Source organism: Rhizobium sp. BK591 (genome assembly GCF_014195045.1).
Taxonomy (GTDB): Bacteria; Pseudomonadota; Alphaproteobacteria; order Rhizobiales; family Rhizobiaceae; genus Rhizobium; species Rhizobium anhuiense.
On record NZ_JACIAZ010000002.1, the window covers coordinates 849,077 to 862,083 of the forward strand.

The 13,007-nt window shown below is 60.0% G+C and carries 12 protein-coding genes; 10 read left to right on the forward strand and 2 right to left on the reverse strand.

The genetic code is table 11. The features are described 5' to 3' along the window. The first annotated feature begins 13 nt into the window (after positions 1 to 13). The 3 genes from FHX10_RS11145 to FHX10_RS11155 all read left to right on the forward strand — a co-directional run bounded on the left by FHX10_RS11145 (position 14) and on the right by FHX10_RS11155 (position 2,952). Positions 14 to 952 (forward strand): LysR family transcriptional regulator, encoded by a 939-nt coding sequence (locus FHX10_RS11145; RefSeq protein WP_127429862.1) that lies wholly within the window; start codon positions 14 to 16, stop codon positions 950 to 952. 111 nt (positions 953 to 1,063) lie between these two features. Continuing rightward, on the forward strand, positions 1,064 to 2,419 hold the full coding sequence (locus FHX10_RS11150) for an LLM class flavin-dependent oxidoreductase (protein ID WP_097622439.1): 1,356 nt from the start codon (positions 1,064 to 1,066) through the stop codon (positions 2,417 to 2,419). Then, entirely contained in the window at positions 2,416 to 2,952 is a 537-nt protein-coding gene (locus tag FHX10_RS11155; RefSeq protein WP_047614579.1) for a flavin reductase family protein, read from the forward strand. The genes FHX10_RS11150 and FHX10_RS11155 overlap by 4 nt, the downstream gene beginning before the upstream one ends. Here FHX10_RS11155 and FHX10_RS11160 read toward each other — a convergent pair. Then, complete coding sequence (locus tag FHX10_RS11160; protein WP_097622440.1) at positions 2,932 to 4,095, reverse strand: aminotransferase; 1,164 nt, start codon at positions 4,093 to 4,095, stop codon at positions 2,932 to 2,934. The genes FHX10_RS11155 and FHX10_RS11160 overlap by 21 nt on opposite strands. A gap of 96 nt (positions 4,096 to 4,191) precedes the next feature. Here FHX10_RS11160 and speB point away from each other — a divergent pair, with 96 nt between their 5' ends. Beyond that, positions 4,192 to 5,247: an agmatinase gene (speB, locus tag FHX10_RS11165; RefSeq protein ID WP_132573363.1), complete on the forward strand. Its 1,056-nt coding sequence runs from the start codon at positions 4,192 to 4,194 to the stop codon at positions 5,245 to 5,247. 67 nt (positions 5,248 to 5,314) lie between these two features. Here speB and FHX10_RS11170 read toward each other — a convergent pair whose 3' ends face one another. Then, positions 5,315 to 6,274, reverse strand: coding sequence for an HD-GYP domain-containing protein (locus FHX10_RS11170; RefSeq protein ID WP_047614585.1), 960 nt, complete (start codon positions 6,272 to 6,274; stop codon positions 5,315 to 5,317). A gap of 457 nt (positions 6,275 to 6,731) precedes the next feature. Between FHX10_RS11170 and FHX10_RS11175 the strand changes: the two genes are divergently transcribed. The 6 genes from FHX10_RS11175 to FHX10_RS11200 all read left to right on the forward strand — a co-directional run bounded on the left by FHX10_RS11175 (position 6,732) and on the right by FHX10_RS11200 (position 13,006). Continuing rightward, entirely contained in the window at positions 6,732 to 8,267 is a 1,536-nt protein-coding gene (locus FHX10_RS11175; RefSeq protein ID WP_097596057.1) for a sensor histidine kinase, read from the forward strand. A gap of 166 nt (positions 8,268 to 8,433) precedes the next feature. Further along, positions 8,434 to 8,757: an antibiotic biosynthesis monooxygenase family protein gene (locus FHX10_RS11180; RefSeq protein ID WP_097622442.1), complete on the forward strand. Its 324-nt coding sequence runs from the start codon at positions 8,434 to 8,436 to the stop codon at positions 8,755 to 8,757. 144 nt (positions 8,758 to 8,901) lie between these two features. Next, positions 8,902 to 9,912 (forward strand): LacI family DNA-binding transcriptional regulator, encoded by a 1,011-nt coding sequence (locus FHX10_RS11185; RefSeq protein WP_097622443.1) that lies wholly within the window; start codon positions 8,902 to 8,904, stop codon positions 9,910 to 9,912. Between the two features lie 41 nt (positions 9,913 to 9,953). Continuing rightward, on the forward strand, positions 9,954 to 11,228 hold the full coding sequence (locus tag FHX10_RS11190; protein WP_097596073.1) for an ABC transporter substrate-binding protein: 1,275 nt from the start codon (positions 9,954 to 9,956) through the stop codon (positions 11,226 to 11,228). A gap of 72 nt (positions 11,229 to 11,300) precedes the next feature. Next, the gene (locus FHX10_RS11195; protein ID WP_047614591.1) at positions 11,301 to 12,152 is read left to right on the forward strand and encodes a carbohydrate ABC transporter permease; all 852 of its coding nucleotides are present in this window, start codon (positions 11,301 to 11,303) and stop codon (positions 12,150 to 12,152) included. Next, the gene (locus FHX10_RS11200) at positions 12,149 to 13,006 is read left to right on the forward strand and encodes a carbohydrate ABC transporter permease (protein WP_127429864.1); all 858 of its coding nucleotides are present in this window, start codon (positions 12,149 to 12,151) and stop codon (positions 13,004 to 13,006) included. The genes FHX10_RS11195 and FHX10_RS11200 overlap by 4 nt, the downstream gene beginning before the upstream one ends. Position 13,007 lies beyond the last annotated feature (1 nt).

Below are 13,007 nucleotides of genomic sequence, written 5' to 3' on the forward strand. Positions count from 1 at the left end.
AGAGGCTCTGCAAGTGACCGATGAGCGCTTCAAGACGATCCCGCTGAAGAGTTTGCAAGCCTTCGAGGCCGTGGGGCGCTGCGGCGGCGTGACGGCTGCGGCACTGGAGCTCAAGGTTTCGCCAGGGGCCATCAGCCAGCAGATTCGCAAGATCGAGAGCTTTCTGGGAGTTTCACTTCTGGAGCGCAGCGGACGAACCGTCGAGTTGACCGCCTGGGGCCGGCTCTATCATCAGGAGATATCGAAGGGGTTCGAGCAATTTGCGCGCGCCGAACAACTGCTGGAAAAGGCGCGCAATGAGACGGCACTGGTCCTCAGTGCGCTGTCCTCTGTCGTCAACAAATGGATCGGCAGGCGCATCTTCGACTGGCAGGCCCTTCATCCCGACGTGCAGGTGAGAATCATCGGACGCGACAAAGAGCCCCGGATCGGCTTCGATGATGTCGATTTCCGCGTGAGCTATGGGTCGGACGTGCTGCAGCACGAACATTATACCGAACTGTTTCGGGATTGGGTCGTGCCGGCCTGCTCGCCGGCGCTGATGCAGGATCGCGCGCATGCGGCTCGCGATCTCTTCGAACAGCCCTTGCTGCATGTCGAGTGGGAACGACACTTCACTCCCTATCCCAGCTGGGCGGAGTTTGCCGCCAAGGCCGGCATTTCCTTCGATGCGTCGACATCAGGCCTCTCTTTCACCCTGTCGAGCAGTGCGATTGACGCGGCCGTCAACAAACGCGGCGTCGTGCTGGCGCAAATGTCGATGATATCAGATGAGCTCGCGGCGCAAACGCTCGTCATTCCGGTCGACATACGCATTGCACTGCGTGAAAGCTATTTCCTCGCCTGGGATCGTGCGGCGTTGCAGAAGCCCCATGGGCGCGAATTCCGCGATTGGCTCATCGCTATTTCCCGTCAGCAGGCCGTGGCATCGGCACCCAAGCCAATGCTTTAGAAAAACTAAAATGGAACCCAGCTGGGCGATATTGATGAAAATTTGCGCTGGGCGATAATTCGCTCAGTCGCCCTGCGTTGGCGGCATGACCCGACAAAGCAGGAGAGCTCAATGGCGCGCACCGACAAGATGAAACTCGGGACTTTCGTCTATACCTTCGGCTTTCATCCTGCCTCCTGGCTGCATCCGGCAAGCGACGTCAAGGGCGCCAACGACTTCGCCCATCTGCTCGATGTCGCCAAACGATCCCAAGCGGCGAAATTCGATTTCATGTTCATGGCGGATTCCCCCGCCGCTGCCGTCGGCGACGCCAATGCGCTTGCCCGCATTCCGACCAAGATGAACCGTTTCGAACCCCTCTCGCTGCTTTCGGCTCTGGCGGTCACCACCAGCGATCTCGGTCTCGTGGCGACCGTCTCGACCAGTTACTACGAGCCATACAATGTCGCGCGTCTGTTCGCCTCGATCGACCATCTGAGCCAGGGCCGCGTCTGCTGGAACGTCGTCACGTCAGATCACGACGAAACCGGCTACAACTTCAACCGCGAGGGGCTCGACCCGCATGCTCTACGCTATGAGCGCGGCAACGAATTCGTCGATGTCGTGTTCGGTCTTTGGGACAGCTTCGAGGAAGGCGCACTGCTTCTCGACCGTGAAAACGGTGTCTATTATGACAAGGACAAGCACCATACGCTCAATCACAAAGGTAAGCACTTCCAGGTTCGCGGCCCCCTCAACATCGCGCGAACGCCCCAGGGCCGCCCCGTCATCGCCCAGGCGGGCGGTTCGGAACCCGGAATAGACATGGCGGCGCGAACCGCCGAGATCGTCTTCAGCCTCGCATCGAATATCGAGCGTAACCGGGCCTTCTACGAAAACGTCAAGCGCCGGATGCCGGCCTATGGACGCGATCCGGACGATCTGAAAATCATGCCGGGCATCGTGATCAATGTCGGTGAAACCGAGGCCGAGGCAAAGGCCAAGGTCGATTATCTGATCGACAAGATGCATCCGGATGTCGGCCGATTGATGCTCTCCGAATTCCTGGAAGCGGACCTGCACGACGTCGCTCTCGACAAGCCCTTCCCTATGGATCGGCTGCCGGCGGCGCCGAAGGGGTCACGCGCTCTGTTCGACGAGCTGGTCGATTTCGTGAAAGGCGGCCACACCGTCGGCGAACTCATCCGGCACTATGCCGAGAAACATACTGGAAATGGCATCACGGGCACGCCGTCCCAGATTGCCGACTTCATGGAGGAATGGTTCGAGACGCGCGCCGCCGACGGCTTCATCCTGATGTTTCCGACCTTGCCGTCGAGTCTCGACGACTTCGTGCGGCTCGTCCTGCCCGAGCTTCGCCGCCGCGGGCTGTTCCGCGAGGAATACGAGGGCAAGACCTTGCGTGAAAACCTCGGTCTTTCAATGCCTGTAAACCGCTTTGCCAAAACGAAAGAGTCAGCCCGATGAGTGCCGAGGCTTTGATCAGCGAGGCGGACTTCAAGCTTTCGATGCGTCATCTGGCAGGGGCGGTCAGCGTGATTACGGTCGGCGACGGGCAAGACCGCACCGGCTTCACCGCAACCTCGGTGTCCTCGCTTTCGGCGGCGTTGCCTTCCGTCATCGTCAGTGTCAACCGCGCGTCTTCCTCATGGCCGGCGCTGCAGCGGTACGGCTGCTTCTGTGTCAACGTGCTCGCCGCCGACCAGCAGCAGGTGGCCCAATCCTTTGCCGGTCTCGACGGGCGAAAAGGCGCCGAACGTTACGGCGACGCGGGATGGTATCGCCTCAAGACGGGTGCCGCCGCCCTTGAAAATGCCCTGACGGTCCTGGACTGCAAGCTCGAAACCGCATTCCACTACAATTCTCATGCGATTTTGGTCGGACATGTCTGCGCTATCGAAATCCGGCAGGACATGGGACCCCTGCTTTACTGGCGCGGTGGCTATCATCAACTTCCGGCGGAGGCCGATCGCAGCGGTCTAGCGAAGGCGCTCGGATAATAATCCGATCGAGGCCACATCCGCGTTGGCGAAGGCAAGTCTGAGGTAGCGCTCCTGTCCCTCCCCGAAATAGGCGCCGGGCAAACAAACTATGCCGGCTTCCCTGGCGAGCTTTTCGGCAACCTCTGAAGACGATCGATCGGCGTGGGGATGGCGGACAAAGGCAAAATAGGCGCCGATCGCTCCGATCTTCCAATCCGGCAGCCCGGAAAAGACCTGCCTCAACGCATCGGCCCGGCGGGCGATCTCCAGCCGATTGCCGGCCCGCCAATCGGCAAGCGCCGGGAGGGCCAATGCAACGGCGATCTGAGCCGAGCGCGGCGCGCAGATCTGCATATTGTCCATGACCTTGGCGATCTCGGCGATGAGCTTGGGGCCTGCCGTGATCGCACCCAGTCTATGACCGGGAATGCAGAAGGATTTCGAAAAACTGTAGAGAAGAACGAGCGTGTCCTCCCAGTCCGGCTCGGACAGCAAAGAGTGCGGCCGCCCATAATCCTCGCCAAGGAAATCGCGATAGGTTTCATCGAGGATCAGCCAGGCGCCATATTTCCGGCAGAGGACGAAAAGCTCGTGCAGCAGGCTTGGCGGATACACCGCTCCGGTGGGATTGTTGGGTGTTACGACGGCAAGCATCTTCGCGCCGGCCGCAAGTGCAGCCTCGGCCGAACGCGGATCGGGAAGGAACCCGCCGGCGGCGGCGCAATCGACCAATCGACGCCCGATGCCCAGCATCGACAGCGTTGTGTCGTGATTGAAATAAAAGGGATTGGTGAGCGCCACCGTATCGCCGGCGCCCGCAAGCGCGATCGCCGCACACATGAAGGCCTGATTGCAGCCGGCGGTGATATGGATATTGCCGGCGGAAAGCTCGGCGCCGTAAAGCTCGGCAAGGTGAGCCGCATAGGTCTTGCGCAACAGAGGTTCGCCCTCGATCGGCCCGTATCCGGTCATCGCCTGTTGACCGGCCGCCTCGGCCAGAAGACGAAGCATTTCCGGATGCGCGGGATAGCCGGGGACGGCTTGCGACAGATCGATGAGCGGTCCTTTTTCGCCCTTGTATTCGCGGCTCCAGGCGACGACCGAAGGAATAGGCGGGGCAGAGAGGCGGGCAACGAGGGAATTGGGTTTTGCAGCGATCATGTCGATTTCTCTTTGATACCGATTGCTACAACGATACCAATTGCTTTCTCAACCTCTTTGTCTGACGAGACGGACCTGAAGCGGAGACGCAAGCGCATGGTGTGGGAAAAAACGCGGCTGGAACAACTGCGGGCAGAATTTGCGGACGCCAATGGCGGCGAGATCTTCGACGAGAAGTTTCGGAAAGTGGCGGAGAAGATCATCTCCAAGAACGGCACGAGACTGGCGCCCTATGCCGGAATACCGACTTTCCTCAGCGCGCCTTACATGCAGGTTGCGGCCGAGGATCCGGACTTCGGCAATCTCCAGGTTGCGATCACCGGCATCCCCATGGATCTTGGCGTCACCAATCGTCCAGGCTCGCGCTTCGGACCGAGAGCGCTTCGCGCTATCGAAAGGATCGGCCCCTACAATCACGTTCTCGCCACGGCGCCGGTCTTCGATCTTCGGGTCGCCGACATTGGCGACGTGCCGTTCCAGAGCCGTTACCGGCTGGAGCTCAGCCACGACGACATCGAAAAACGCGTCGGCCAGATCGTCGATGCCGGCGTTGCCCCGCTTTCCGTCGGAGGCGATCATTCCATCAGCCAACCGATTTTGAAGGCCATCGGTCGGCAGCAACCGGTCGGCCTCATTCACATCGATGCCCATTGCGACACAAGCGGCGCCTTCGATCAGACGAAGTTTCATCACGGCGGACCGTTCCGCAATGCGGTGCTGGACGGCGTGCTCGATCCGACAAGGACGATCCAGATCGGCATCCGGGGTTCGGCGGAATATTTGTGGGAATTCTCCTATGCGTCGGGAATGACGGTGATCCACGCAGAAGACATCAGCGGAATGGGGATTGCCGCTGTCATTGCCAAGGCAAAATCCATCGTCGGCGATGGCCCGACTTATCTTTCTTTCGACGTCGACAGCCTTGATCCGAGCTTTGCGCCCGGCACGGGCACGCCCGAGGTCGGTGGATTGACCACGCGTGAAGTCCTGGAACTGATACGCGGGCTGAAAGGGATCAACCTGGTGGGTGGGGACGTCGTCGAAGTCGCCCCGCAATATGACGCAACGACCAACACGGCCCACGCCGCAGCACAGGTGCTCTTCGAAATTCTGAGCCTCATGGTGTTTAGTCCGTCGATCGGCAAACGCTAAGGCCGACCTCTCGGTCAACTCTGGCAATTGGACGGATGGGCCACCGCGGCACCTTTTCGCGACATGCTTAGTGAAGCGTGCCGCTGATCACCATTTTTGACACGAACGCGGATAGCAGCTGGCTGTCAAAATGACCTGGCGAATTCATCATGATGTTGATCGCCTCAGCTTGTGAGAAAGCGCGCTTATACGGCCTGATTGTCGTCAGGGCTTCATACACGTCGCAGATGGCCGCGAGCCGGGCTACGTATGGGATATTCTTTCCCGCGAGCCGACTAGGATAGCCGGAGCCGTCGAATTTCTCGTGGTGATGGCGGCAAATGTCGAGCACCTGCTTGGGCACATCGGCGACATGAGAAACCAGCTCATATCCCCGCTGAGGATGCCCGCGAACGAGACTCATTTCCTCAGCCGTCAGCTTGCCGGGTTTCGTTAAAATTTCGTCGGGGAGCGCCATTTTTCCAAGATCATGAACCAGGCCGCCAAGTCCCAGTACCCGTACCTCCTCTTCACCATGACCGAGGCCGCGCCCGAGAGTGATCATCAACGCGCTAACCGCCAGCGAGTGGAGGAACGTCAACTCATCCTTGTCCTTCAGCCTCGCGATTGCGATGAGTGCACCGGCGTTGTCGAGGGCTGCAGACATGATCCTCTCCACAGCAGAGCTTGCCGCATCACTGGCAAAAGTGGCTTTGATCCTGGCGTCAGCCAGCATGTGGCGAATTTGCGGTCTCGTATCCTCTACGCATTGTCTCGCCTGCTTGATTTCCCGCGCCGAAAACACGGCGCGGAGCTGGGCGTCAAACGCAACCCGATCGATTTCCTGTGGCCCACCTGGTTCGACATCCGAGCCTTTTCTGACGTCAATGACGACAGTCATCAGGCGACGTGCCATCAAGCTCTCAACCTGACCGGCCGATGAGATCAGGAACGGTTTGAACCGGCGTGTCGTATCTTCTCCATGAATTTCAACATCCTCGACATACATTCCCACCCGCAATTGACTCACATGTATTCTTTTTCGCATTTCTAATCCGATTCAGAATGACCTTGGTATCAGCGTAGTGTCGGGTATCGGATGGTCCTGGCGCGGAAATCCCGCCATCCGGGGTCAAGAGGGGCTGAAGGCTCTCGCAGAGGTGTTATTGTTGCTGAGCCGCTGTCCATGCTCCCTACCAAACCGACTTTCAGATCAGGTTACGAGGTTGATTAGATTTTGATCGAATGGACGCCGGAAGCCGAGCTTCGCGTATGAAAGGTTTTCTCCACCATTCTGACTCCTTTTCGAAAGCAGTGAGATTGACCTGATGTCACGTCATTCTCTAAAGACTGTGAACATACAATCCTAAGTCGTACCCTTGAGAGCGCCGGAGCGTGAGCCGCATAATTTTCGAGAGTAAGAAATCAGCTTATCGGATATGGTTCGGAATGCGTTGCAATGTCCCCATCTGGCCGTCGCCGCACAATGGAATTTGGCGTAAGAGATGATCGGTGGCGATAAATATGTTGGCTCCGTAGGAAAAGCATCGCTCGCGATCATCGCGCTGATGTTTCTGTCGCTGATCACCCTCTTGTCGCTCTGGCTGGTATCCAGCTACGAGACAACTGTGCGCCGTGGCGACGAGCGTGTCAGCGCCGCTTCCAAAATCGTTGCAGCCAACGCGAACTGGTTGAATTCCCTTGCTCGTGAGACCCTGCACCGGATCGATGATACTCTGGGGCCGAGCACATCTTTGCCCGGCCCGGATCGCCTGCGCGATCTTGCCGCTGCCGTCAACGACCTCCCGCCTCTGGCGACTGCCTATGTCATCGGGGCCGACGGAAAAACGCTCTTCTCGAATGATCGCGATATCAAGCCGATCGACGTTAGAGACCGCGACTACTTCGTCCGGCTGAGAAACGGTGCCGACGAATATACATCTTCGCTGATCATCAGCCGCCTTAGCCAGCGGCAGATATTCGTCTTCAGCCGCAGGCTAGAACGAAACGGCGTGTTCGCCGGCGTCGCCGTGATTGCCTTCGACGCGAGCATTCTAAGGCCAATATGGGACGCAGTCGCGTTAGGCGAGAACTCGATCGTCAGCCTCATCAGACGCGACGGGCAACTTATCGCCCGATACCCGGAACCCGACGGACCGGTCGATATGCGAAACCACAAGCTGTTTACCGACTATATGAGGAAGGCGACATCAGGCACCTACCGCTCCGTGTCGCCAGTCGACCATGAGGATCGCTTGGTCGCATACCGGATCCTCGAACGCACCCCTTTTGTGGCCATTGCGTCGGCAGACATCCATGTAATCATGCAGCCCTTCTGGGAGGATGCCAAAATTGCGGCTTCGTTGATCGCCTTCGCCCTCATCGGAGCTTTGGCAGCCGCTTTGTGGATCCAGAATCTCATCAAGGTCGACACATTGCACACCAGGCAGCTTGCGGATGCGTTGCGGTCAAATGAAACGCTCATGCGGGAGATACATCACCGAGTGAAGAACAACCTGCAGACGGTGATGGCCCTGTTGCGCTTACAGGGTTTTGAGCAGGAAGCCGTTCAAAAACTAAATCAGCGCATTTCTGCGATGTCCGCCGTTCACGAGCAGATGTACGGCTTCGACCAGTTTAGCGGGATATCCGCGCGCGAATTCATTCCATCCTTCGTCAAGACGCTGGTCGACGTCCATGGTCGCGCCGTGTCCGTCGCCTTTGAAATCGACGACATCGTCATTGCTGCTGACAAGGCAACGCCGTTTGCCCTCCTGCTCAACGAGTTGATTGCCAACAGCATGAAATACGCGTTCGAGGGCCGAGAATCCGGAAATATTCGCGTCATGCTGCACGCGACAGAGGGAGAGCAATCCAGGCTGACCGTCGCAGATAACGGGATCGGATTCGACGGTCGATCGGACGAACCCGGAATGGGGACAAGGCTGATTAAAGCCTTTGTAAATCAACTGCATGGCGAGGCGGAATACTACCGCGAGGACGGGACGCAGTTTACGGCGACACTCAAGCTCACTGATTGAGCGAGCATCAACTCGATGCCTGCGTCCCTGCGCATGCAGGCCTTCTATGCCTGCTGCATCGGGGAACACTTTTCGTCGCGCTTGGGCGACCCATCTTCCAGAATGCACTGCCGCTGGTGCGCGATTTCCTCGACCGCAGCTTGTCAGATGTCACCGGGAGAAAGACATGACGAATGTTCCAAGCATAGCTCGCATCTGGCGCGCCCGCACGAAGCCGGAATTCGCTGACGAATATGAAGCCTACAACCGGGCAGTGGGAATTCCTCCCCTGTTAAAGACAGCGCTTGGCGTTCAACTGCTGCGCGAAGACCGTGAGGATGAGACGTGGTTCACGACAATTTCGTATTGGGCCGACATGGAATCGATGACCGCGTTTACGAAAGGCGATCCACAGCAGGTTCACCATTTGGAACGGGACGCAGAACTACTGTGCGAACTTCCCGAGCGTATCCAGATACACAAGATAGTGGTTCCGCCTAGGCTGCGTTGAGAAGACCCGCCCTTCGCATATCTCCGTGACGTCTCTGCTCATATGGAAAGATCATACGCATGACGTCGCCAAGAAATCCAAAACGTTTTGGCTTGACTCCCAAAACGTTTTGGAGAATCTTTTTCTCACTTCGGGAGGAAGACCTTGGCCAATCTCAAACAACTCGCGCAATCGCTGGGACTGTCGATCACCACTGTGTCGCGTGCGCTTGACGGTTATGCCGATGTGTCGGCGGCCACGCGCGAGCGGGTTCGCGAGGCTGCCGACAAGGTTGGTTACCGGCCGAATGCTTCGGCCCGCCGTCTGCGCAGGCAGCGCGCCGAACTGGTCGCCGTCACGCTGCCGAGCGATCCCGGCCATATCGGCCCTCCGCATTTCCTCGATATGTTGTCGGGCTGCGCCGAACATCTTGCTGCTGCCGGCCTCAATCTGGTGATTGCGCCGGTGCCGCGCGGCGAGAGCGAACTCGATATCTGCCGCCGCTTCGTCGATGGCCGGCGCGTCGACGCCATGCTTCTCGTCCGCACCAAGCGGAGGGACGAGCGCGTCGAATTCCTGCAGTCGCGCGGTATTCCCTTCGTTACCAACGGCCGCACCGAAAGCCTGCTGCCGCATCCGTTTATCGACGGTGACGGCTTTGCCGGTTTTCGGGCCGCGACGCTGCGTTTTCATGCCACCGGCCACCGCCGTATCGGCCATATCGCCGGCCCGCAGGAATATTATTTCGCACATGACCGCTGCTGCGGCTGGCGGGCGGCGATGGAGGAATGCGGCCTAGCCACCGACCTCTGCGCCGAAGGTGCGCCGTTGGAACAGGGCGGTTATCTCGCGGCGCTCGAACTACTGCGCCAGCCGTCGCGTCCGACCGCGCTCGTCTGCGCCACCGACGAAATGGCGATCGGGGCGCTGAGGGCACTGCGCGAGGTCGATGGCGGCAATCAGATCAGCATCGTCGGCCATGATGACCTGCCGATGGGCGCCTTTACCAGTCCTCCGCTCTCGACCATGCGCATGACCGGCGAAAATCTCGGCGCGAGCTTCGCCTCGCTGCTGTTGCGCGCCATTGCCGGGGAACCCGCCGAAGAACTCCAGGAGCTTCACGCGATCGAATTCGTCGATCGCGACAGCCATCGCCGTCCCCTGAAGGCGGCATAGACAGCAGTGCATCTCAAACAAAAACAATGAAGGAGGAGAAGATGAAACATATCATGTCATTTGGAATTCTGGCTTCCACCGTGCTGGCCTTCGCCTCGCCGGTGCTTGCCCAGACGGTGTTCGTGTCCACCCAGCTTCGCCCGATCGAGGAGGCGACGGTTGTGCGCGAGGAACTCCTGAAGGACGTCGGCGCGGTTGATTACGTGGTCGAAGAGCCGCCGCAGTTTGCTGTCCGCATGGAAGCCGAGCGCCAGGCCGGCAAGCGCACCGTCAGCCTCGTCGGCGCGCTGCATGGCGAGCTTTCGCCGCTCGCCGACAAGGACACGCTCGAACCGCTCGACGATCTCGCCACGAAGCTGGCAGCGAGCGGCATGCCGCAGTCGCTGCTCGATCTCGGCAAGCTCGGCAAGTCCACCCAGCAGTACATTCCGTGGATGCAGGCGACCTATGTGATGGCCGCCAAAAAGGAGGCGCTGCAATACCTGCCTGATGGCGCCGACGTAAACGCGCTGAACTATGACCAGTTGATCGCGTGGGGCAAGAATATGCAGGAGGCGACCGGCCAGCCGCAGATCGGCTTCCCGGCCGGCCCGAAGGGGCTGATGGCGCGGTACTTCCAGGGCTATTTCTATCCATCCTTCACAGGGGGTGTCGTGCGCACCTTCCAAAGTGCGGACGCCGCGGCCGGCTGGGAGAAGCTGAAGGCGCTATGGACCTATGTGACACCGAACTCGACCAGCTACGACTTCATGCAGGAGCCGCTGGCTGCCGGCGAAGTCATGGTCGCCTGGGACCATATCGCCCGACTGAAGAATGCCATTTCCGCCGCACCGGATGATTATGTGGTCTTCCCCGCTCCCGCGGGTCCCAAGGGCCGCGGCTACATGCCAGTCGTTGCTGGTCTCGCCATTCCGAAGGGCGCGCCTGACAAGGCCGGCGCAGAAAAAATCATCGAGCACCTTTCCATGCCGGAGACGCAGTTGCTGACCGCCTCCAAGGTCGGCTTCTTCCCGACCCTCAGCGTCAAGCTGCCGCCGGATCTCGATGCCGGCGTCGCGCTGCTCGCCGGGGCGGTCACGGCCACCCAGGCTTCCAAGGACGCGGTCATCTCGCTGCTGCCGGTCGGCCTCGGCGACAAGGGCGGCGAATTCAACAAGGTCTACATGGACAGTTTTCAGCGCATCGTGCTGCAGAACGAGCCCGTCGCAGACGTGCTGAAGGCCCAGGGCGCCACGATGGCCAAGCTGATGACCGACACAAAGGCTGCCTGCTGGGCTCCCGATGCCAAGAGCGACGGCCCCTGCCCGGTCGAATAAATCCGCCCGCGACGCGTCCGGGCGAAATGCCCGGGCGCTCTTTCAACCCTCTGCTCGTCGAGGCGGAAGCCGATGACCAATAGCCGACCTTGGATCCCCTATCTGCTGATCCTGCCATCCGTCGCCTTTCTGGCGCTGCTGTTCGTCATGCCGCTGGTGCAGACGATCTGGCTGGCGGTTTCGGACAATGGCGCGCCGTCGCTGGCGAATGCCGAGCGCATGGTCACCGACATCAATTTCACCCGCTCCGTGAAGAACACCTTCCTGCTGACGATCGCGGTCGTGCCGGTGCAGATCGCCATTGCGCTTGCCATGGGCACGATGGTCGCCAAAGTCGGCCGCGGCCGCGAGACGATCCTCTGGATCTGGACAATCCCGCTCGGCATTTCCGATCTCGCCGCCGGTCTCGTCTGGCTGTCGATCCTGCAGAATACCGGCTATCTGAATTCGCTGCTCTTCGGCCTCGGCATCATCGGCAGGCAGGCAAGCTGGCTTTCCTACCAGACGCCGGTCGCGCTCTTCATCGCCATTGCGGTTGCCGAAATCTGGCGCGGCACGGCCATCGTCATGGTCATCATCGTCGCCGGCCTGAACCAGGTGCCGAAGGAATTCAAAGAAGCCGCCGAAATCTTCGGGGCTGGTCCGTGGACGCGCTTCTGGCGCATCACCCTGCCGCTGATCCGCCCCGCCCTGCAATCGGCGCTGATCCTGCGCACCGTGCTCGCCTTCGAGGTCTTCGCGGTGGTCTATGCGCTCGGCGGGCGCAATTTCCCGGTCCTCGTCGGTGAGGCCTACAACTGGCAGAACCAGAACCAGAACTACAGCGTCGCTGCCGCCTATGCGGTGCTGATCATGATCATCTCGCTCGCCGCCACGCTCATCTATCTGAAGGCCTTGAAGGTCGATCCGGAGCGCCTGCCATGACCACGGACACCATCAGCGCGGCCGCAGACACACCCAAAGCCGCCGGCTTCATCTCTTCACAACGCTGGCTGCTCTGGAGCGGCATTGCCGCACTCTGCGCCTGGGTGCTGGTGCCGATCTATCTGGTGGCGCTCGGCGCACTCGGCGGTCGCCAGGGCGTCTATGTCTGGCCGAAGACCGGCCTTCCCACCGGTCTATCCCTCGAGCCCTTTTTTCTCTTCCTGAAGACCGAAGGCGTCGTCCAGTCCTTTCTCAACTCGCTTGGTGCGGCCGGCATCACGGTGGCGCTTTCGATCCTGCTCGGCGCGCCGGCCGGTTACGCACTCGCCCGCTACGATTTCCGCGGCAAGGACAGTTACCGCCTTCTGGTGCTGCTGACCCGCGCCTTCCCGCTGGCAATCCTGGCGCTGCCGCTGACCGTCTCCTTCATCCGGCTCGGCCTTTACGATACGATCGTCGGCGTCGGCCTCATCCATACGGTCCTGGCGCTTCCGTTCGCCGCGCTCGTCACCCAGGGCATTTTCCTCGGCGTGCCCAGAGAGTTGGAAGAAGCCGCCTGGGTGTTCGGCTGCACCCGCATCCAGGCCTTCTTCAAGGTGGTCGCGCCCCTGGCTTTGCCCGGCATCGTCGCGACAGCGGTCTTTGCCTTCGTCATCTCGTGGAACGAGGTCTTTGCCGCGTCGGTGCTGACGGTGCGCAACCGCACGCTGACCGCCTACCTGCTGACGGTGCTCTCGGAAAGCCCGATGCACTACCGCTTTGCCGGCGGCCTGATGCTCATCCTTCCCTCGGTTGTCTTCATCTTCGCGGTCAGGCGTTACCTCTTCGCGATCTGGGGCATTTCCTCCAAATAAC

What these genes read in the sequence shown, in the direction of transcription:
- FHX10_RS11150 (WP_097622439.1), top strand. Translation starts at nt 1,064, where the DNA reads ATGGCGCGCACCGACAAGATGAAACTCGGGACTTTCGTCTATACCTTC.
- FHX10_RS11155 (WP_047614579.1), top strand. Translation starts at nt 2,416, where the DNA reads ATGAGTGCCGAGGCTTTGATCAGCGAGGCGGACTTCAAGCTTTCGATG.
- FHX10_RS11160 (WP_097622440.1), bottom strand. Translation starts at nt 4,095, where the DNA reads ATGATCGCTGCAAAACCCAATTCCCTCGTTGCCCGCCTCTCTGCCCCG.
- speB (WP_132573363.1), top strand. Translation starts at nt 4,192, where the DNA reads ATGGTGTGGGAAAAAACGCGGCTGGAACAACTGCGGGCAGAATTTGCG.
- FHX10_RS11170 (WP_047614585.1), bottom strand. Translation starts at nt 6,274, where the DNA reads ATGCGAAAAAGAATACATGTGAGTCAATTGCGGGTGGGAATGTATGTC.
- FHX10_RS11175 (WP_097596057.1), top strand. Translation starts at nt 6,732, where the DNA reads ATGATCGGTGGCGATAAATATGTTGGCTCCGTAGGAAAAGCATCGCTC.
- FHX10_RS11180 (WP_097622442.1), top strand. Translation starts at nt 8,434, where the DNA reads ATGACGAATGTTCCAAGCATAGCTCGCATCTGGCGCGCCCGCACGAAG.
- FHX10_RS11190 (WP_097596073.1), top strand. Translation starts at nt 9,954, where the DNA reads ATGAAACATATCATGTCATTTGGAATTCTGGCTTCCACCGTGCTGGCC.
- FHX10_RS11195 (WP_047614591.1), top strand. Translation starts at nt 11,301, where the DNA reads ATGACCAATAGCCGACCTTGGATCCCCTATCTGCTGATCCTGCCATCC.
- FHX10_RS11200 (WP_127429864.1), top strand. Translation starts at nt 12,149, where the DNA reads ATGACCACGGACACCATCAGCGCGGCCGCAGACACACCCAAAGCCGCC.